Origin of the sequence: Morganella morganii H1r, assembly GCF_000633515.1 — a bacterium.
GTDB lineage: Bacteria > Pseudomonadota > Gammaproteobacteria > Enterobacterales > Enterobacteriaceae > Morganella > Morganella morganii_B.
In genome coordinates this window covers 1-21638 of record NZ_AYMP01000007.1, presented here as the reverse complement: position 1 = coordinate 21638, position 21638 = coordinate 1, and the positions used below count along the sequence as shown (strand labels likewise).

The window sequence follows — 21638 nt, the reverse complement described above, 5'->3', positions numbered from 1 at the left end:
ATTCTTGTGAACCTCAAATGACAGATGACGGTTTACTGAAAATAATCATCTTACTTTTAATATTAAGAATAATCCTATTATATAAGGATGTTACAACTATGTCACCCCGGCAAAAAAAACAACGTACCGAATCAACTTTTTCATTAAATGAAGAAGTCGGATTTCTGATACGAAAACTGAGAGCATCCAGAAAAATGAGCGGTGAACAACTCGCTCAGATTGTCGGAATAAGTCAGCAACAGATATCACGTTACGAGAATGGAAAGACAAAACTGACAATTGACCAGTTAGAAGTTATTTCTACTGCTTTTGATATGAGTATATGGCGATTCATGAACATATTGCAATTTAATTCATACATTGAAAAAGAAAATTGCCGAAATCAAATAAGAAAATAGAATGCAGTCACCAACGCCTCTCTCCCTGATGAGATAACATAATAATTTTATCGTACACTAATAAAATTATTACACTTGAAAATCACCACCATTCGGTTTGTATATCATGAATAAAAATAATGTAATAAATCAGGTGTCGGTAAATATTACTTCAAGAGTCGGAAGAAGGATAAAAGAAATGAGGGTACACAGAAACATGTCAGCGAAAAAATTGGCTGATATGCTGTATGTATCAAAAAACACCATTCACTCCTATGAAAGCGGTAAAGCTCAAATCAGTATTGATGCAATACACAAATTAAGCTTTCTTTTCAATTGCAATATAAATGACTTCTTCACAGAATCACTTATCACCAACCAGAATAATGATGTTAAAAATAACAATGAAATATCAGAAATGATTATCAATTACTTTAGATCAGAATCATTTATGAAAATGATGTAGTTATACTTAATAAAAATGACATCATAGATTGTTAAAAAACCCATACCATTATTACATTTTACAACAGCATCAGAGAAAAAATTCAGACCCTGGCTTATTATTATGTAAAAGTCATTCCGGATGACACTGTGAAATAAAAACCTTATAAATTACATGTAATTAGGTTACCATAGTGTACGTGTAAAATTGTAATGGCTGAAAATAGATATTTTCATTTTAAGGCAGTGAGATGGAATATAAAATTAATAAAGTAATAAACTTCCGGGATGATGACGGGAAAATATGGAGTTCACTGAGCCCGGATAAATCGGTAAGATTGTCCATAATACCAGCAAAAATACTGAGTTACCTTCTTGAAAACAGCAAAACCATTGTAAAAAGAAATGATTTATTAGATGACATCTGGAATAAGAACGGACTTCAGGCATCAAATAATTCGCTCTCTCAAAATATATCGATGCTGCGTAAAATTTTGCAGGATATGGGGGCTGATAGTGATATCATTGTCACCATTCCAAAAGTAGGACTACGTATACATGAATCTGCTATCGTTGAAATTGAACAGGGTTCATCATCAAAGCCAGATACGGCTAAAGATAAACCCGCACCCGCCTCCCTGTTAGCGGCCAATAAAAATAAAATAAGAGATGTTTCCATTGTTGTTCTGATAATACTATCAACATTCCTGATCTTATTTTTTTTGCAGCGCAGTGGAACTGATAATGATTTTTATTTTGAAAAAGAACAATTATATTTAATGGGAAACATTGATAGCTGCTACGTTTATACTATCAAAAAGCACTCTACTGAATATAATGAAGCAAATATGAAAATTGCCAGTCAGGTAATAAATAAACATATTCCATGCATAAAAAACTCGTCATTCATATTTCAGGCTGATGATAATAAGCTTTACAATGATACAGGGAAAGTTTTTATAAGCAGATGTATTACATCAACACCTGAAGGGAAGACATTCTCATCCTGCCAGGACATATATTTCAATGAATACCAATAAAAAAAATACAATATTTCTTATTATTATAAGTATTATACCTTTGATAAGTTCCATACTCTTTATTTTTATTGATTACTCTCATTTTTTTAAAAGGTCAGTAAGTATTTCATGTATGTCACATTACTCAGCGCCCTTGCTTCCCGGTAATATCAGTATAAGAAGCAATATCACCATAGATTTAAGAAAAAACAATACAGGTTCACTTTATATATCAGGAGTACTGGAGAAAAAACAAGGTGATACTGACCAAAATAAAACCAGCAGTGCGATTCTGAGAGAAATCGAGTTTGACTACTCGATTGAAGATAACGGATTTATATCAATCTACAACACAGAGGTCTATCATCTTGCCTCGGATAAAATATCAGATGATTTTTTCAATTCAAACGTATTTGATTTGTCACTTCCTAACAGGAAAATAAAAATTAAGAAAATTAATAATTCATGGTTATTAAGTACACCATTCTCACCAATTATGATGTGTGTTAATAAAAATTAAAGACCCATGCAGGACAGCCGGACGTTATATTTGTCCGGCTGGCTGCGCTCTCTTTTTACATTCAGTAACCTGAGCGTCATTCTTATTCATATTTACTCATTTTATTGTAAGTGTTTTTTTCCGGTTAAAATAAAATACCAGGAGATGTAACGATTTATATTCCTGAATATATTATCCTTCCCTTCACGTAAGCCAGAAAATGGCATATCACCCTACGTATAATTACCTTGTTATCATATAACGTTATACCGAACTGTTGTTTAAAACAGAAAAAATTTCACTCTTTTTTCCCGATAGCACTTACCTGAAGCCACGATTAAGGCTGTCATAGTCCAAAATAGGTCAGAATGTTATCGCTTATCCGGCTATGTGATTTCGTGTAAATCATTAATAATACGACCCATTGAATATAGATTGAGCCGATTATTGTGAATGGGATTTATACACCGGAAGGGACTGTCAATAAAGATGCATTGTGGGCTAAATATCAGTATTTAATCCGCTATGAGGCATTAAAATTACAGGCCAAACTTCCCGGTAGTATTGAGCTCGACGATTTGATTCAGGCTGCATCAATAGCTTTTATGCATGCATTGGATCAATACGATAAAAATAAAGGCATTGCACTTAGTACATACCTGGCCAATCGTATTCGCTGGGCACTGATTGATGAGTTACGGGAAAATGATTGGGTTCCCAGACGAGTCCGGGCAAACAACCGTGAAATATCGTCAGTTATTTCCCGTCTGGAACAAAAACAGGGACGAACTGCGACTGAAAGTGAAATCGCAGAGGAGATGGGAATTTCATTAGATGAATACCATCAGATGCTGATTGACAGTAATACAAGTCAGATTTTTTCTCTTGATGAATTACAGGAGGAATATCCGGACAGTATTGATGAGATATCTTCTCAGCAGGAGTTTACAGATCCGGCTCAAAGCTTAATGGCCCAGAGTTTAACTAACCAGATTAGCGATAGTATAAAAAATCTTCCTGAACGGGATCAGCTGTTACTTTCGCTATACTATCAACAAGAGTTAAACATGAAAGAAATAGCACTGATTTTAGGTATAAGCGAGGTCAGGGTCAGTCAGTTACACAGCCAGGCAATAAAGAGATTACGTGCTTATTTGTCATCAGATGCGTAATTTTATTATTTTTAGCTTAGAATTGGGAAAAAATTTCATATAATTAATCATCAGTAAATTAAAAAGTAGTTTTTTATATTATAACTTTTTTATAGATAAGTTTTAACCCTAAAGGGCACAATTTTAACATGTTGATTCTTAAGGGGTTTGTGTTTTTACTGCTTTTATTTTCGGCAGAAAAAATATAGGTGTACGTAAGTTTTGTTTATAACTGCACCAAACCAGGTAATTATCTCTTATTGTAGATAAGTTCGTATAAATGCTTGCATAACCATATGCCCGCTAATAATCTTAATCAGGCCTTATCTGGTCAGTATTATTTGCGTGTATTCACACACAGGCATATTTAATAATTTATTCTACTACATTTAATTACCTTTAGAGTTGGACATAATTATGAGTTATAACGAACATTTGCAGAACATCCATGATATGAACTTATCTTATTTACTACTGGCTCAGCGACTTATCAGAGATGATAAATTAGCTGCCGGCTTTCAGCTTGGTCTTGATGAAGATACTATTGTGATAATAAAAGATTTGTCACTGCCTCAACTCATTAAGCTTTCTTCTATTGGTCAGTTAATTTGCCGGTTACGTGTAGACAACGATGCTGTTATTGATTGTCTGACAAAGGATTCCCGTATTGATGCACTTCAGCGCATTCATACCGGAATTATTTTATCGACAGAGCTTCTTGATTCTCTGTCAGAACAAGATATTTCTGTACAATAAAACGGAAGGAATACCTTATGTCAGATAAAAGTATTTTACATGAAATGAGAGAAGTTAATATTGCGATAGAATTAATTTCTCTCGGCGCACGTATGCAGGTATTAGAAACTGAAACCAGCCTGAGCCGCAGACGTTTATTACGCCTGTATAAAGAGCTTAAAGGGTGTTCACCTCCGCGGGGATTACTTCCTTTTTCACCGGATTGGTTTATGGCATGGGAGCATAATGTTCATTCTTCCATGTTCTACAATATTTATTTATATCTGCAAAAATCCCGGGCCGGCAGTGCGATTGAAAATACACTGAAAGCATACAAGCTTTATCTGGAACAATGCTCAGATGATACAAATGAAAAACCTGTTCTTGGTTTAACCCGTGCATGGACATTAATCCGTTTTATCGGATGTAATATGATCACGCACACAAAATGTTGCAGTTGCGGCGGTTCATTTATCGTCACAACAGAACAGAGTGACAGATTATTTACCTGCAGCCTTTGCTCTACACCATCCAGAGCAATAAAAAGAAGTCACGTAAAAGGTATATCTTCTGCCCCGGTTTCCGCATCAAATGAAAACATTTAAAAAATTACGCTATATAACGACTAACGCATCACCGAAAGCTGATGCGTTAGTCTCTTTTTATTTTATAAACAAAGATACTCTTATTTTCAGGTAATTAAGGAGTCGCTGTGCTTGTTATTCTAGGATACATCATCATTATTGCCACTGTGTTTGGTGGATTTGTTCTATCCGGCGGTAATCTGAGTGTTCTTTATCAGCCGACAGAACTTCTTATTATCGGCGGAGCCGGTGTCGGTGCATTCGTTGTCGGTAATAACAGCAAAGTTATTAAGAGTACACTGCAGTCATTTCCGCGCTTACTCCGCGGATCTAAGTACAGCAAAGATCTGTACATGGATTTAATGGCCATGATTTTCCTTCTGTTAACGAAAAGCCGTCAGAACGGATTAGTCGCACTGGAAAATGATATCGAAGATCCGCAAAACAGCCCTATCTTCAACGCCTATCCCCGCCTTATGGAAGACTCTGTATTAATGAATTTCCTCGTCGATTATCTGCGTCTGATGATCAGCGGAAATATGAATGCATTCGAAATGGAATCATTAATGGATGAGGAAATCGAAACCCGTGAACATGAAGATGAAGCATCAGCCAGTACGCTGAATGTGATGGGGGATGCCCTCCCTGCTTTTGGTATCGTTGCCGCCGTTATGGGTGTGGTAAACGCACTGGCCGCCGCTGACCGCCCTGCGGTTGAAATGGGTGAGCTGATTGCACACGCAATGGTGGGAACATTCCTCGGTATTTTATTAGCTTACGGCTTTGTTTTACCACTCGCATCGCTGCTGCGCCAGAAAAGTGCGGAACACACAAAGCTGCTGCAATGCATCAAAGTCACGCTGTTATCCAGCCTGCATGGTTATGCACCTCAGATAGCCGTTGAATTTGGCCGTAAAACCCTGTTCTCAACAGAACGCCCGAGCTTCGATGAGCTCGAAGAGCATGTCCGTCAGGCCAAACAACCTTCCGCCGGTACCACATCCACAACGGAAAATCCGTCATGAGTAAAAAGTCGGCTAAGATTGTTGTTGTTAAAAAATCAAAAGGTCACAGCGGTGGCGGGCACCATGGTGGTTCATGGAAAATTGCCTATGCCGATTTTATGACAGCCATGATGGCATTCTTTCTGGTCATGTGGCTGTTATCCAATTCATCACCGCAGCAACGCAAACAAATAGCAGATTACTTTAAAACCCCTGTCAATATTGCCGTCGCCAATGGCGACAAAGACAGCCTCAGCAGCAACGTTATTCCGGGCGGCGGCGGCGACGATATGATGAAACAGGATGGTGAAGAATTTCAGCATGATATTAATCGTGACAAAGATGATTTAAGTGATCTCCAGGAAAAAATAGAAGAGTTAATTGAAGTTGATCCCCGTCTGAATGCGTTTAAATCGAACCTGTTATTACGCCTCACAGACAGTGGTTTATTAATTCAGATTATCGACAGCCAGGATCGCCCGATGTTTAAGCTGGGCAGCAAAAAGCCGGAGGAATATATGGTGCATATCCTTCAGGCTCTGACGCCGGTATTCAATGATATTCCGAACCGTCTGACACTCACCGGTCATACCGATTCCATTCCGTTTGCCAATGGTGAAGTCGGATACAGTAACTGGGAATTATCATCAGACAGGGCCAATGAATCCCGCCAGGTTCTGGTGAACTCAGGACTGCACAGAGATAAAGTGCTGCAGGTAATCGGCATGGCAAGCAATATGGGAACGGATGAAACTCAGCCTGACTCAGCGTTAGACCGTCGTATGACAATACTTGTTGTCTCAAAGAGTAAAGAGAATCAAATCCTGCTGGATGATTCCATTATCAGGCATGTTGCCATCGATGAGAATGCTAACCGTGTACAACCGCCGTTAAATATTGTGCCGGAACCGGCGCCTGCTCCGGTCCCTGCGCCTGTTTCTGTTCCTGTCCCGGTGCCTTCCGCGTCAGTTTCTGCGCCGCCTTCGGCTCCTGTTTCCGTTCCTGTTTCTGAGCCGGCCCCGGAACAAGTAACCGCACCGGAAACGGCACCGGCTCAGAACACGACCCCGGATTCTAACTAATCTATTAATGTCAGGAAATAAGATGGATTTCAGCGATTTTTATCAGACATTTTTTGAAGAAGCTGATGAGCTTCTGGCAGATATGGAGAAGCATCTTTTAGAACTGGATTATGCCTCTCCGGATACTGAAAGCCTGAATGCTATCTTCCGGGCTGCACATTCAATCAAAGGCGGAGCCGGTACGTTCGGATTTACCGTTTTACAGGAAACAACCCATATTCTGGAAAACCTGCTGGATGATGCCCGGTGCGGTGAACTGGCACTGACCAGCGGAATTATAGATTTATTTCTGGAGAGCAAGGATATTATGCAGGATCAACTGAATGCTTATAAGTCTTCACAGGAACCTGACCAGGAAAGCTTCAAATATATTTGTGCCGCTTTGCGTCAGATGGCTGAAGATGCAAAACAACAGACCGGGACTCCTGCATCCGGCACCGCCCCGGAACCGGCTGACGACATTCCGGAGAGCGAAAAGACAACGGCTGCTGCTGAAAATAAACAGGCCGGGAATGACGGAAAAGTGTTATCCGTCGAACTGCGTAATATAAAAGAAACAGAATACCAGTTGTTACTGGATGAACTGATGTTGATGGGGAAAGTGGAAAACCCGCAACACAACGACAGTATTTTAACACTGGAACTGACCACACATGAGTCAGTACAGGATATTGAAGCGGTATTATGTTTCCTGCTCGACAGTGAGCAGATCGTGATAAAAAATAACGAAAAAGCCGCTGAAGACGCAGTTGAAAAAGCGCCGGAAGAGACAAAAACAGAGGTCCCGGAAGCCGGCCCCGTGTCAGCACCTGCCGCCGCAGCAGCGCCGCGAAAAGAAAGGCCGAAGCCGAACCGGACACCGGCCCCCGCATCCGAATCCGGCAGTATCCGTGTTGCTGTCGATAAGGTCGATCAAATCATCAACCTTGTCGGTGAGCTGATTATTACCCAGTCAATGCTCAGCCAGCTCTCTGCAAATTTAGATCCCGCCGTCCATGATGAGCTGATCTCAAGTATTGCTCAGCTGGAGCGTAATGCCCGTGACTTACAGGAATCGGTCATGTCTACGCGGATGATGCCGATGGAGTACGTCTTCAGCCGCTTCCCGCGTCTGGTTCATGATTTGGCCGGTAAATTAAACAAACAGGTTGAGCTCACGCTTATCGGGGGATCCGCCGAACTGGATAAGAGCCTGATTGAGCGCATTATCGACCCGCTGACGCATCTGGTACGAAACAGTCTCGATCACGGTATTGAACCGATGGAAGTCCGCCGTGCGTGCGGTAAACCTGAACAGGGAAGACTGACACTGTCTGCGGAACATCACGGCGGTAATATTATCATTGAAGTGATTGATGACGGTGCCGGCCTTAACCGTGAAAAAATTCTCGCCCGTGCTCATGCCCAGGGTTTGCAGACCAGTGACAATATGCCGGATGAAGATGTCTGGATGCTGATTTTTGCCGCCGGTTTTTCCACGGCCGAAAAGGTCACCGATGTATCAGGACGCGGCGTGGGAATGGATGTGGTCCGCCGTAATATCCATGATATGGGCGGACATGTTGAAATTCACTCGGAACAGGGCAAGGGCTCGAAGATCCGTATTATTCTTCCGCTGACACTGGCTATTCTCGACGGTATGTCGATTCGTGCCGGTGACGAAATCTATGTTCTGCCGCTCAATACTGTAATGGAATCATTACTGCTCAGCGAAGCCGCAATCTACAACATGGCCGGTGGTGAGCGGGTATTACAGGTCCGTGAAGAGTATCTGCCGCTTATTGAACTGCACAAAGTATTTGATATCTCCGGACAGCCGAATGATATCAATGAAAGTATTGCCGTCATTGTTCAGAGCGCCGGAAACCGCTATGCACTGCTGGTTGATCAGCTTATTGGTCAGCATCAGGTGGTTGTTAAGAATATGGAAAAAAATTACCGCAAAATCCCGGGGATCTCTGCTGCGACAATTCTGGGTGACGGAAGTGTCGCGCTGATTCTGGATGTCGCCGTTCTGACAGGATTGTCAAAAAATAAATAATGATCTGCACTTTTTTCAACCCTTTTACTGAGAACGAGAAAAATGAACTTTTCTAATTCAGAACAAGATATTACAAGCGACAACCATGGCCAGGAATATCTGGTCTTCCGGTTGGGCTCAGAAGAGTATGGTATTGAAATTTTAAAGGTCCAGGAAATCCGCGGCTATGACCGTGTCACCCGGATCGCCAATACCCCGGCTTTTATCTCCGGTGTGACAAACCTGCGCGGTGCAATTGTCCCGATTGTTGATTTGCGTGTGAAGTTTCAGCTGCCTTCTGCTGAGTTTAATGAAAATACCGTTGTTATTGTGCTGAATCTCGGCACCCGTGTTGTCGGTATTGTGGTTGATGGTGTTTCTGATGTGCTGTCGCTGACAACAGAACAAATCAAACCGGCGCCGGATTTCACTGTCACATTATCAAGTGAATATCTGCTGGGCCTGGGCGCTCTCGATGAGCGGATGCTGATTTTGGTGGATATCGAAAAACTGCTGAACAGCGAAGAAATTGAACTGGTTGATAAAACAATTGATTTGGCTGGCTGATTAATCACCGGTCGTTTTCAATAACGCCTCGTTATTTTGGCTCAAAGTGCATTTCCGGAACACCATCCCGCCTGAATGCCTTTGGGTCTTTTTTATCTTCAGAAAATACCGGCCTTTCGGTATCACGTAATTATCCCTTCATGGTGTGATAGCCGGTTCGCAGGATCAAAAAAGCCCGGCATAATACGATGCCGGGCTTTTTTATATCAGGACAGATTAACGCAGCAGAGTCAGGACGTTCTGCGGAACCTGGTTTGCCTGTGCCAGAACAGTGGTACCCGCTGACTGCAGGATGTTCGCACGGCTCATGTTAGACACTTCTACCGCGAAGTCTGCATCCAGGATACGGGCACGGGATTCAGACAGGTTGATAACGGTGTTATCCAGGTTGCTGATAACAGAGTTAAAGCGGTTCTGGGAAGCACCCAGACCTGAACGCATAGCATCAACCTGTGCTAATGCATCATCCATGGTCTGCAGGGTTTCCAGGCTTTTTGCAGCTGCCTGAGCTACCGCGTCAGCTTTAAAATCAGCAGCATCTACTGCCTCAAATTTGATTGAAGGTTCTGTTGTCGCCGGAGTACCACCAGGATCAGCCGCTGCCACTGTGGCGGTAGCAGCAGTCCAGTTACCATCTTTATCTAAGCCTAAGAATGCAGTATTGCCATCTTTATCAGAATAGGCAAACATTTTGCCAGCCTTGTCGGCATCAGCAAACAGCTCAGCCTTGAGATCAGCAATATCCGTTGTGCTTAAATTGTATTTTTCAGCACCCGGAGTCGCACTGGTAACCTGCATACCCTGAACAACTTCAGACGCAGGAACCATATCCATAATGCTGAAGCCATCCAGGTTCAGTGTTGTGGTGTCGATCTTGCCTAAGTTGATATCGATAGTCTGGCCATCGTTCGCACCAACCTGGATACTCAGAGTCTGATCTGCGCTCAGTACTTTGATGCCGTTGAATTCAGTCTGCTGAGAAACACGGTTGATTTCAGCCAGACGCTGGTTGATTTCGTCCTGGATAGACTGACGGTCAGATTCGGAGTTAGTACCGTTGGCTGCCTGAACGCTCAGACGACGGATGTTCTGCAGGTTATCGTTGATTTCGTTCAGTGCGCCTTCAGTCGTCTGCGCCAGGGAGATACCGTCGTTTGCGTTACGGGATGCCTGAGTCAGACCATTAATGTTAGCGGTGAAACGGTTACTGATTGCCTGACCTGCAGCATCGTCTTTTGCGCTGTTGATACGCAGACCGGAAGAAAGACGTTCGATAGCAGTACCCAGAGCAGCCTGTGATTTGTTCAGGTTATTCTGAGCAACCAGACTCATGGCGTTGGTATTAATAATCTGTGGCATATTAGGTCCTCTAATATTATGAATAAATACGTGTTGTTGCGATACATTTAAAATATCGGTATACGGAAAAAAAAACTAAAGAGGGAGATAAACAAATAGCGAAATAATCATATTTTTATCCGCTGACACCGGGATAATCCGGGATTGCCGTAATATGCAACTATCAGGGGTTATTGTTGTTATTTATTTCCGCACGATCACCATCCGGCAAAAAGATAACGAAAATGACAGTATTTGAGTGGATTGATTTTCAGCCTGAACGCTTCCCGGAATAACTGTAAAGATGTAATTAATTCATCTTTTAATAAAACACTCACAAACAGACTTTTTTATTAATCAAAAAAAAAGCCCATCGCAGATGGGCAAACAGGGGGTAAAATTATGATGTCAAAATTATTTTTACTGGTGCCCCGGCTGACAGGGCACCGGGATTATTAAAAGGTTTCCCAGTCATCCCCGCTATCAACCGGAGATGTTTTGGATACCGGCTGTTGTGCCGGTGCTGCTTTATTCGTTTTAACACCGCTGCTGAGTTCACCGGCGCGGATATGGAACACGGCCACAGACTGCGTCAGTCTGCTCGCCTGCTCTGCAAGTGATGCGGCTGCCGCTGCCGATTGCTCGACTAACGCAGCATTCTGCTGGGTGACTTTGTCCATTTCTGTCACCGCCACACCAATCTGGTCAATCCCGCGGCTTTGCTCATCCGAGGCGGAAGCTATCTCACTCATAATATCGGTGACCCGCGTGACGGCGCTGACAATTTCATTCATCGTCTCACCGGCCCGCTCAACCAGTACCGCACCGGTATCGACTCTGCCGACTGAATCCCCGATCAGGGTTTTGATTTCCCGGGCCGCCTGCGCACTGCGCTGGGCCAGATTACGCACCTCACCGGCGACAACCGCAAACCCGCGGCCCTGCTCACCGGCACGGGCAGCTTCCACGGCGGCATTCAGCGCCAGAATATTGGTCTGGAAGGCGATACCGTCAATCACACTGATGATATCAGCAATTTTCTTCGAGCTGTCGCCGATACCGCGCATGGTCTCCACAACATCATCCACCACTTTCCCGCCGCGTTCTGCGGTCTCGGAGGCGGTTAATGCCAGATGACTGGCCTGACGGGCATTATCAGCATTCTGGCGCACGGTCGCGGTCAGCTCTTCCATGCTGGCGGCGGTTTCTTCAAGAGAGGCGGCCTGTTGTTCGGTCCGTGAAGAGAGGTCGTTATTACCGGCCGAGATCTCACTGGCGCCGCTGTAAATGGCATTGGCACCATCACGGACATCACCAACGGTGACCGCCAGTTCATGCTGCATATGACGCAATGCATCACCCAGCATCCCCATTTCATTTCTGCCGGTCACATTCACCGGCGTGACCAGGTCACCTTTGGCAACAGACTGAATACCTGAAACAATACGATTCAGTGGTGTAATAATAATATTACGGATACCCGACCAGATAATCGCGATGCACACTAACAGAACCGCAAATATCGCCACAAGTAACCATATCGTTTTGACATACTTCTCAGATGATGCCTTTATATTGCTTTCATAATAATCATTGTATAAACCCTGATACTCCCCGTGGAGTTTTTCAAACTCGCGCATGGCGCCGTTTATCGGCATTCTGAGGAACTCATCGGCCTGGTTATTTTTAAGCAAATCATACGATTTCACGTTGAAATCGTAAAACGCATAAAAGCTGGCCTGTAATTTTTCAAAATCATACTTACCATCAATGACTGATCCCCGGGCAGCAAATGCATCCCAGAAAGACTTGGCTTTTTTCAGCTCTTCAGCGGCTGCACTCAATCTTGAATTAACTTCACTTTTATCTTCATTATCAAAAACTCTGGATGCGATATTGATAGATAATCGGGCTTTCAGTAAGTAAACTCGCGTTTCATCCAAATCTATTGCTTTTTTGGTTTCGTTATCAATTTCAACATTGAATTTTTTATCTGTCAGCGCATAGTTAAAAAGATAGGCACCCGTTGTTACCTGCAGTGCAAAGAACAAACAAATGATAATCATCATGCTTGTTGATATTTTAAAGCGGCTCAGCATTTTGCCCCCGGAATATTTATTTTTCAGCAATGAACAAACATAAATCACCTTCCCGATTTAACAGAAAAATAAATTGTTATTTATTTGTGACGGACAGTGCCCGCCGATACAAACAAAAAATAAAATCAATATTTATCAGTCAATTAATAACCAAACCCTTTACCCGAAAATTAATAAATTAGCAATGATGAAGCCTTATCGCGCTATTAATCGACTGTTTAACAACGTGACCGTAAAGTATAGTTATATTTATCGGCGAAACATTCTGACACGTAAGATAATATTAAAATACAACTTACTCAGTTACAGATATAAAATGCCACACAATCAGAACAGTAACAATTAAAATATAAAACAGAAAAACAAAAAACATTATTATAAATAACACCAACTAATTTATATCAGTAGAAACAGCTGCTTTTAGCCGGTATTATTCAATATCGTTTATTACATCAATGTGTATATATTAAAGATGAAAAGAAAAATACTTTCTACGTCCCTTCTCATTATGAGTTTCTCATGTATTGCCGCAGAAAATCATGTGCACTGGAGTTATCAGGGTCATGACAATCCTGATAACTGGGGTAAACTTTCCCCTGAGTTTTTATTGTGCGAAACCGGCAAAGCCCAATCGCCAGTCAATATAGAGGGCCCCCTGGAAAGGGTTTCCGGTAAACCTGAATTTTCCTTTATTCCCGGAAAACAGGAAATTATGAATAACGGCCATACTATTCAGATTAATACAGATAGCGGAAATCTATTGAAACTGGGTAGTGATATTTACACACTACAACAATTTCATTTTCATGCACCGGCCGAAAACACCATTAACGGTAAACAGTTTCCGTTAGAAGCTCACTTTGTTTATCAGGATAAAGACGGTGCCCTTGCTGTTCTGGGGCTGATGTTTGAAGAAGGGAAAAGTAATCCGCAATTAGCCCGTGCATGGCAACACATGCCATCGGCGGCCGGGGAGACTGCTGTCCTGAATACACCGGTCAATATTAAAAAATTGCTGCCGGGAAAACAGGATGTTTACCGTTTCAGTGGTTCACTGACCACACCACCATGCTCTGAAGGTGTTCAGTGGCTGGTTCTGAAGAAGCCGGTCAGCGCTTCTGCGGAACAAATCAGTCAGTTCAGAACAGTACTCGGCCGGGACAATAATCGTCCGGTACAACCGCTGAACGGGCGCACTATCCATCATTGATATCACGTATAAAAAAAACCCGGCATAATACGATGCCGGGCTTATTGATATCAGGACAGATTAACGCAGCAGAGTCAGGACGTTCTGCGGAACCTGGTTTGCCTGTGCCAGAACAGTGGTACCTGCTGACTGCAGGATGTTCGCACGGCTCATGTTAGATACTTCTACCGCGAAGTCTGCATCCAGGATACGGGCACGGGATTCAGACAGGTTGATAACGGTGTTATCCAGGTTGCTGATAACAGAGTTAAAGCGGTTCTGGGAAGCACCCAGACCTGAACGCATAGCATCAACGTCCGCTAATGCCTTATCCATGGTCTGCAGAGTTTCCAGGCTTTTTGCCGCTACGCCGGCTGCTGTACCCGGACCGACAGTAACGTCAGCGCCATCTTCAAATTCGATTTTAGCCGGCGTACCGTCAGCTTGGGCCGGAGTAACTGTAGCAGTAGAAACAGTCCACTTACCATCTGTATCCAGGCCTAAAAACGCGGTATTGCCATCATCATCAGTAAAGGCAAACATTTTGCCTGATCCATCTGCACCAAACAACGCAGTCTGGAGATCAGCAACATCCGTTGTGCTTAAATTGTATTTAGTATCACCGTCAGTACCACCGACAACCTGCATACCCTGAACAACTTCAGACGCAGGAACCATATCCATAATGCTGAAGCCATCCAGGTTCAGTGTTGTGGTGTCGATCTTGCCTAAGTTGATATCGATAGTCTGGCCATCGTTCGCACCAACCTGGATGCTCAGAGTCTGATCTGCGCTCAGTACTTTGATGCCGTTGAATTCAGTCTGCTGAGAAACACGGTTGATTTCAGCCAGACGCTGGTTGATTTCATCCTGGATAGACTGACGGTCAGATTCGGAGTTAGTACCGTTAGCTGCCTGAACGCTCAGACGACGGATGTTCTGCAGGTTATCGTTGATTTCGTTCAGTGCGCCTTCAGTAGTCTGCGCCAGGGAGATACCGTCGTTTGCGTTACGGGATGCCTGAGTCAGACCATTAATGTTAGCGGTGAAACGGTTACTGATCGCCTGACCTGCAGCATCGTCTTTTGCGCTGTTGATACGCAGACCGGAAGAAAGACGTTCGATAGCAGTACCCAGAGCAGCCTGTGATTTGTTCAGGTTATTCTGAGCCACCAGGCTCATGGCGTTGGTATTAATAATCTGTGGCATATTAGGTCCTCTAATATTATGAATAAGTACGTGTTGTTGCGATACATTTAAAATATCGGTGTCAGAGGAAAATAACTAAATAGCGCCGGATACATTTTTTTGCCGGATAAAACCTGGTATTCATAACAGAACTCCGCGCTATCAATACGATATAAAAAAGAAAAATACCGCCATTGCCTTAAATGCTTTCATTTTTGATGGCTTTTATCAGGTTGATAATCACTGATTTTGTTTGATGTATTTGGCGAACAGGTTTAATTTTATTCAAATATATATTGGCTGTGTCTTTAGAACTGTCTTTTTCATACCGATATTATAAGTATTAACATTCATTCGCAGGCAGGATAATAATATGGCTTCAATAACATCGTTAGGAATTGGTTCAGGTCTGGATACAGCAAACATGCTCGAGCAGCTCAAATACAACGAGCAAAAGCGTTTGCTGCCTTATACCAATATGCAGAACAGCTATGAGTCGAAAATTTCTGCCTGGGGGCAGATTTCAAGCTCACTGGATGCACTGAATAAAAGTATCAAACCGCTGCAGGGTGATGCCTTTCACGCGGTAAATGTCAGCAGCAACAAAGCGTTTACCGCAACCGCAACATCCGGTGCAATCGCGGACAGCCATAGCGTGACAGTGTCACAGCTGGCAACGTCACATAAAGCCAAAACTGAACCTCTGCAACCTGGCCAGACTGCCGATACCCTGCTGGGAGATCAGAACAGTGGTACACGGACTGTCATCATCGAGCAGGAAAACGGCTCCGAAATGCGCGTGGAGCTGAAGAATGACGAAACATCACTGAACCAGATTGCCAAAGCCATTAACAAGGAAGATGGTGATGTTCACGCAAGTGTACAGAATACTGATAACGGCCCGCAGTTAGTACTGACGTCTAAAACGACCGGTACTGACGGTAAAATGAGTGTCCGGGTTGAGGGTGATGCGCAACTGGATGGTATCCTGCATTTGGAGGACGGTAAGCCGGGAATGGTCACCGTTGCGGATGCAAAGGATGCCAAACTGACGGTTGACGGCAGTGATTATACCCGTTCAAGCAACACTATCGACGATATCCTGACCGGTGTGACGCTCGAACTGAAAGAAGTCTCCGAAAAGGATCCCTCTGATCCCACTGGTAAGACTCTGAAGGCAGAAACGCTGTCTCTGACACCGGATATGACTCAGTATAAAACCAGTATTCAGAATTTCGTGACTGAATACAATGCGCTGATTAATCAGACTACCGCATCCAGTAAATATGTCCCGAGTGACTCCTCCGGATTAACCAATAATGACGTCCAGAAACCCAGCTCAGAAAATGGCGCCTTAATGGGTGATTCCATGCTCCGCGGCCTGGTCAATGAAACCCGTACCGCAGTTAACGGTGTCTACGGCGAAAATGGTGCAGAGTACAGGTCATTAGCGGATATCGGTATCTCTATCGACCCTAAAACCGGTCTCATGACACTGAGCGAAGACAAGCTTGATGCCGCGATTGCAAATGACCCGGATGCCGTTGCCAATATTTTTATGGATAAAAACGGTAATGAGGGATTAGCCAGCACCTTAGGCGGGATTATCACCAAATATAATGGTGATCCTGACCAAAAGATTGACGGATCAATCAAAGCCACGACTGACAGCCTGAATAAACAAGTCGAGCAGGTCAAAGAACAGATTGAGAGAACGCAGAAACTGATTGATGCGCAGGTTGAGCGTTATCGTATCCAGTTCCAGACTCTGGATACCACGATGGCCAGCCTCAACAGCACCAGTAATCAGCTCGGCGCTCTCATTTCAACATTAAATAACTAATATTTTTTCCGGACAGGAGACATCTCCTGTCCTTTTTTCTGCTACGGAATACATGATGTATACACCTCACAGCTCTAATTCTTATGCGCAGGTCGACTTACAAAGCAAGCTGATTGGTGCAACACCGCACCAGTTAATCACTATGCTGTTTGACGGCGCTCATAATGCTATTTTGCGGGCAAAAATCTATTTTGCTAATGGCAATATCGCGAAGCGTGGTGAAATGATCTCGAAAGCCATCAATATCCTTGATAATGGTTTACGGGCATCCCTGGATCACAAAATCGGCACCACTATTTCGGCTGATTTAGAGAGCCTTTACGAATACATGTCACGAACGCTGCTTAACGCAAATTTAAAAAATGACCCGGCTTTACTTACCCATGTGGATGAGATATTGATGAATCTGGCCGATACATGGAAAGAAATTTCGCCAAATACAAGAGGTTAACAATGAATAAAACCACTTCCGCCTGTTTTCAGGATGTCTACAAAGAAAACCTGTCTCTGCTTGAAATGGCACGGGAAGAACGCTGGGATGAATTCGCTGAACAGGCAGAACGTTATGTGATTATGATTCATGATGTCTTCGGCATGGAAATTGATGAACTTGATTCCGAAGGAAAGCGCTCTCTGCTGAAAATTATGCAGGATATTCAGGATAATGAGAAAGAAATGACCGATAAATTAAAACAACGCCTTTCTTTTCTCAAAGAGAATATGTCAAGACTTCATCACGGCAACAAATGCAGCCAGCTCTACAGTAATCAGTTTATCTCAGTAAAACAAAATTACCGTTAAACGCATCCGGCTTACCGCTCAGATACAGTCTGCCTGTTAATATCAGTTCACTTTATAGTTCATGGTCAGCGAGTTCCGGAGTACTCTCAGAGGAGGACGGAGCTGGCCAATAGCATTCACACTATACACAAAATAGTATGACTCATCCGCAGGCCACCGGGATTTCGGTGTGAACTGCCCGCTTAAACCATACAGTTTTTCACACCCTCCTGAGTAACAAAGCTGAATCTTCAGCCCTGCCGGCGGCGGGGACAATAACGCAACCTGCCAGTAAATCCGGGTAGCCGTAGCCTGCAGCGGAACAGACGCCGGCGCCTCCAGTACATTGCCTCTCATTGACTGGCGGCCCACACTAAGGAGGCCGCCTGCGGATTCTTTTTGCCATGATCCGGTTGTGTTTGCCTGAAGATCCGGACAAAACAACGCCACAATCAGCAGAAGGATCTTTTTACCGGTCATGAGGCATTATCCCCGCCGATAACGGCCGTAATGCGCACTGTCCGGTTATTACTGATTTCCATATTGGAGAGCACCACCAACTGAGGATAAGCCCGGCGCAGGAAGCGCGACAGCATAACGCGAAGCAGCGGCGTGGTTAATAATACCGGTGTCACGCCCAGCGCGGTTTGCTGAGTAATTGCCCGTTCAGTCTGCGACAGTAAGTTTGCGGCGATACCCGGTTCAATCGATGTGCCGTTCTGTATTGACTGAATGAGCAGACGTTCAATCGTGGTATCCAGGCCGATAACCTGGCATTCCTCACTTCCCGGGAACCATTGCTGGGTGATCGCCCGGCCAAGGCTGATACGAACCTGAGAGGTCAGGTCATCCGGATCCGTTATCGTGCCGCAATTGTCGGCAAGGGTATCAATAATCGTGCGCATATCGCGGATAGAGACACGTTCAGATAACAGGTTTTGCAGTACTTTGTGGAAAAGCGTGATCGAAACCAGTCCCGGAATGACATCCTCAACCAGTTTTGGTGATTCTTTGGTCAGGCGATCCAGAAGCATCTGCGTTTCCTGACGGCTGAACAGTTCATCAGTATGTAAGACAATAAGATGGTTCAGGTGTGTGGCAATAACAGAGCTCGGGTCAACCACAGTATAATTGAGTGTCTGCGCCTCTTCACGCAACACTTCCTCAATCCAGTATGCCGGTAAACCGAATGCCGGGTCTTCGCACATGATTCCTGACAGTTCCCCGTCAGCGCAGCCGGGGTTAATCGCCATCCAGCGCTCAGGCTGAACCTCACCGCGGCCGATTTCAACACCTTTGAGCAGGATCCGGTAAACGGTCGGTGCCAGATCAAGATTATCCCTGATATGCACGGAAGGAAGTAAGAATCCCATATCCTGAGCGAATTTTTTACGGATCCCGCGGATACGTGTCAGTAACTGGCCGTCCTGATTACTGTCAACCATCGGGATAAGGCGGTAGCCTACTTCCAGTCTGAGCACATCTTCCATCTGCACATCATTCCAGGACACTTCGGAAGCCTGTGTTTCTTCCTGCTGCAGCTTTTTCACGGCTTCATCTGTATTTTCGCCGGCAGATGATTCCTTTTTTTCATCACGGCCGCGTAACCACCATGCCAGAGATAACAACGCGATCGTAAATACCAGGAAGATGAAATTCGGCATGCCCGGAATTAATCCCAGCAGGCCGATAACCGCTGCGGAAAGCACCATGACCCGCGGGCTGCTTAACAGCTGACCGACCATCTGCTCACCGACATCCTGCTCGGTGGATACACGGGTAACGATAACACCGGCAGCGGTGGAAATAATTAAGGCAGGGATCTGGGCAACAAGGCCGTCACCGATAGTCAGCAGGGTATATGTTTCACCCGCCTGGGCGAATGACATATTATGCTGGGTCATCCCTATCAATAATCCGCCGATAAGGTTAATTGCCATGATCAGCAGGCCGGCAATCGCATCACCGCGCACAAATTTACTGGCACCGTCCATCGAACCGTAAAAATCGGCTTCCTGAGTGACATCTTTACGGCGTTTGCGGGCTTCAGCTTCGCCGATCAGACCGGCATTTAAATCCGCATCGATCGCCATCTGTTTACCCGGCATACCATCCAGGGCAAAACGGGCTCCCACTTCCGCAATACGCCCCGCACCTTTGGTGATAACCATAAAGTTAATAATAATCAGAATGGCAAAAACCACGATACCGATGGCAAAGTTACCGCCGACCAGAAAATGACCGAATGCTTCAATAACATGCCCTGCCGCCGCCGGGCCATTGTTCCCGTCCATCAGAACAACACGGGTTGATGCAATATTCAGAGCCAGCCGCAGCAAGGTGGAGAACAGTAAAATAGTCGGGAATGCCGAAAACTCCAGGGTATTCTGGTTAAACATTGCCACCATCAAAATCATCAGAGAAAGGACGATATTGAACGTAAATAATGCATCCAGAATAAACGGCGGCAACGGCAGAACCATCATTGCAAGGATCATGATGATCAGTACAGGGCCTGCAAGAATCTGCCATTGTGTCTGTTTAAAATTCGGTAAACGTAATTTACCGGCGAGATTAGCCATTTCTTGTTACTCTCTGGTTTGAAAATCCATATCCCGCGGAACGGGTAAATTATCGGGTGATTTCGGTTTAATACCCCCGCTGTTACGCCAGCGTCTGATACCGTAAACCCAGGCAAGGACTTCTGCGACGGCGCTGTACAATGTTACCGGGATCTGTTCTCCCGGCTCACAATGGCGATAAAGCGCCCTCGCCAGCGAAGGTGCCTCAAGCGATGGGATACCGTGCTCTTTTCCCAGTTCACGGATCCGCAGCGCAACTTCACCGGCACCTTTTGCCAGAACCACCGGAGCAGACATTCCGTTTTCTTTGTACGACAACGCGACGGAATAATGCGTCGGGTTATTGACGATAACGTCTGCATCAGGAACATCCGCCATCATCCTGCCGCGGGCCGCCGCGCGCTGTAACTGGCGGATACGTCCTTTAACCTGCGGATCACCTTCCTGCTGTTTAAATTCATCCCTGATTTCCTGGCGGCTCATCCGGAGTTTCTTCAGATTGCTCATAATCTGGTAAAAAACGTCGTAACCGGCGACAGGAATTAAAAACAAAATCACGGTCAGCAGGGCGTAAAGTATCAGCATCATTGCATCACTTAATGCCCCGACAACAGATTGGTTAACTAATTGAATAAAATATGATTTATTAAGATAGAAAAATAATGCACCGGCACACCCGACTAATGCGACTTTCAGGACACCTTTTAATAATTCAGAAAGCACCTGCTTTGACAGCAGACGCTTAAATCCCGCAACGGGAGAGATACGCTTTAAATCAACCTTGATAGATTTGGCACTTAAGTTCAGTCCGCCAAGCAGCAGCGGGGAAGCAATACCGGTAATATACAGCCCGAGCATAAAAGGCAGCACCGCTTTCATTGCCATACCAAACAGGTTATCCATCTGATAAAACATACGGTTAGTTTCAATTGCTGCGCTGATATCAAACCGCAGTCCCTCAGACAGCAATTGTGAGAGACCTCTTACCAGGTAGCTTCCGGATGAAAACATAAGTGCCCATCCCACCAATAACATCATCACGGATGTTAATTCTTTCGAACGGGGAATCTGTCCTTCTTTGCGTGCCTTCTCCCGTTTATGGGGGGTGGGGTCTTCTGTTTTTTCTACATCACTTTC

20 protein-coding genes and 2 pseudogenes are annotated in these 21638 nt (G+C 44.4%); 15 read left to right on the top strand and 7 right to left on the bottom strand.

The window, feature by feature from the left end; genetic code table 11:
- Positions 1-98 precede the first annotated feature (98 nt).
- The 11 genes from U868_RS23410 (at position 99) to cheW (ending at position 9482) form a co-directional block, all read left to right on the top strand.
- Positions 99-398, top strand: a complete 300-nt coding sequence (locus U868_RS23410; RefSeq protein ID WP_025152282.1) for a helix-turn-helix domain-containing protein — start codon at positions 99-101, stop codon at positions 396-398.
- Between the two features lie 106 nt (positions 399-504).
- The gene (locus tag U868_RS26310) at positions 505-843 is read left to right on the top strand and encodes a helix-turn-helix domain-containing protein (RefSeq protein ID WP_025152281.1); all 339 of its coding nucleotides are present in this window, start codon (positions 505-507) and stop codon (positions 841-843) included.
- Positions 844-1072: 229 nt separating this feature from the next.
- Positions 1073-1861, top strand: a complete 789-nt coding sequence (locus U868_RS24010; RefSeq protein WP_025152280.1) for a winged helix-turn-helix domain-containing protein — start codon at positions 1073-1075, stop codon at positions 1859-1861.
- Entirely contained in the window at positions 1848-2360 is a 513-nt protein-coding gene (locus U868_RS0104685; protein WP_025152279.1) for a hypothetical protein, read from the top strand. The genes U868_RS24010 and U868_RS0104685 overlap by 14 nt, the downstream gene beginning before the upstream one ends.
- A 428-nt stretch (positions 2361-2788) precedes the next feature.
- Positions 2789-3511 (top strand): RNA polymerase sigma factor FliA, encoded by a 723-nt coding sequence (locus U868_RS0104680; RefSeq protein WP_025152278.1) that lies wholly within the window; start codon positions 2789-2791, stop codon positions 3509-3511.
- 393 nt (positions 3512-3904) lie between these two features.
- Positions 3905-4246, top strand: a complete 342-nt coding sequence (gene flhD / locus U868_RS0104675; RefSeq protein ID WP_025152277.1) for a flagellar transcriptional regulator FlhD — start codon at positions 3905-3907, stop codon at positions 4244-4246.
- A 17-nt stretch (positions 4247-4263) separates the two neighbouring features.
- Positions 4264-4830 carry a flagellar transcriptional regulator FlhC gene (gene flhC, locus U868_RS0104670; RefSeq protein WP_025152276.1) on the top strand — a complete coding sequence of 189 codons (567 nt, stop codon included), beginning with the start codon at positions 4264-4266 and terminating at the stop codon, positions 4828-4830.
- A 107-nt stretch (positions 4831-4937) separates the two neighbouring features.
- Complete coding sequence (gene motA, locus U868_RS0104665; protein WP_025152275.1) at positions 4938-5834, top strand: flagellar motor stator protein MotA; 897 nt, start codon at positions 4938-4940, stop codon at positions 5832-5834.
- Positions 5831-6895, top strand: coding sequence for a flagellar motor protein MotB (gene motB, locus U868_RS0104660; RefSeq protein ID WP_025152274.1), 1065 nt, complete (start codon positions 5831-5833; stop codon positions 6893-6895). The genes motA and motB overlap by 4 nt, the downstream gene beginning before the upstream one ends.
- A 22-nt stretch (positions 6896-6917) precedes the next feature.
- Positions 6918-8936, top strand: a complete 2019-nt coding sequence (cheA, locus tag U868_RS0104655) for a chemotaxis protein CheA (protein ID WP_025152273.1) — start codon at positions 6918-6920, stop codon at positions 8934-8936.
- Positions 8937-8978: 42 nt separating this feature from the next.
- Positions 8979-9482, top strand: a complete 504-nt coding sequence (cheW, locus tag U868_RS0104650) for a chemotaxis protein CheW (RefSeq protein WP_025152272.1) — start codon at positions 8979-8981, stop codon at positions 9480-9482.
- 216 nt (positions 9483-9698) lie between these two features.
- Here the strand turns inward: cheW and U868_RS0104645 are convergent, their stop codons facing one another.
- From U868_RS0104645 to U868_RS26300, 3 genes and pseudogenes are all read right to left on the bottom strand, one after another.
- Positions 9699-10841, bottom strand: coding sequence for a FliC/FljB family flagellin (locus U868_RS0104645; protein WP_025152271.1), 1143 nt, complete (start codon positions 10839-10841; stop codon positions 9699-9701).
- A 434-nt stretch (positions 10842-11275) separates the two neighbouring features.
- Positions 11276-12244 (bottom strand): annotated as a pseudogene (locus tag U868_RS26305) (methyl-accepting chemotaxis protein); the annotation flags it as partial.
- Positions 12245-12430: 186 nt separating this feature from the next.
- Positions 12431-12919: pseudogene (locus U868_RS26300) on the bottom strand (Tar ligand binding domain-containing protein); the annotation flags it as partial.
- Positions 12920-13391: 472 nt separating this feature from the next.
- Here U868_RS26300 and U868_RS0104635 point away from each other — a divergent pair.
- Positions 13392-14129, top strand: a complete 738-nt coding sequence (locus U868_RS0104635) for a carbonic anhydrase (RefSeq protein WP_025152269.1) — start codon at positions 13392-13394, stop codon at positions 14127-14129.
- Between the two features lie 60 nt (positions 14130-14189).
- Here U868_RS0104635 and U868_RS0104630 read toward each other — a convergent pair whose 3' ends face one another.
- Entirely contained in the window at positions 14190-15317 is a 1128-nt protein-coding gene (locus U868_RS0104630; protein ID WP_025152268.1) for a FliC/FljB family flagellin, read from the bottom strand.
- Positions 15318-15669: 352 nt separating this feature from the next.
- Between U868_RS0104630 and fliD the strand changes: the two genes are divergently transcribed.
- The 3 genes from fliD to U868_RS0104615 are packed head-to-tail and all read left to right on the top strand — an operon-like array spanning position 15670 to position 17940.
- Complete coding sequence (fliD, locus tag U868_RS0104625) at positions 15670-17139, top strand: flagellar filament capping protein FliD (protein WP_025152267.1); 1470 nt, start codon at positions 15670-15672, stop codon at positions 17137-17139.
- Positions 17140-17194: 55 nt separating this feature from the next.
- A complete protein-coding gene (gene fliS, locus U868_RS0104620; protein WP_025152266.1) occupies positions 17195-17590 on the top strand; it encodes a flagellar export chaperone FliS in 396 nt (131 codons plus the stop codon).
- A gap of 2 nt (positions 17591-17592) precedes the next feature.
- A complete protein-coding gene (locus U868_RS0104615; RefSeq protein WP_025152265.1) occupies positions 17593-17940 on the top strand; it encodes a flagellar protein FliT in 348 nt (115 codons plus the stop codon).
- Positions 17941-17982: 42 nt separating this feature from the next.
- On the opposite strand, the gene U868_RS0104610 is transcribed toward U868_RS0104615, so the two are convergent.
- From U868_RS0104610 to flhB, 3 genes are all read right to left on the bottom strand, one after another.
- Positions 17983-18399, bottom strand: coding sequence for a flagellar protein FlhE (locus U868_RS0104610; protein WP_025152264.1), 417 nt, complete (start codon positions 18397-18399; stop codon positions 17983-17985).
- The gene (gene flhA, locus U868_RS0104605; protein ID WP_025152263.1) at positions 18396-20501 is read right to left on the bottom strand and encodes a flagellar biosynthesis protein FlhA; all 2106 of its coding nucleotides are present in this window, start codon (positions 20499-20501) and stop codon (positions 18396-18398) included. Before flhA ends, U868_RS0104610 begins: the two co-directional genes overlap by 4 nt.
- A 6-nt stretch (positions 20502-20507) precedes the next feature.
- A partial coding sequence (flhB, locus tag U868_RS0104600) for a flagellar biosynthesis protein FlhB (protein WP_025152262.1) occupies positions 20508-21638 on the bottom strand: 1131 nt, incomplete at its 5' end.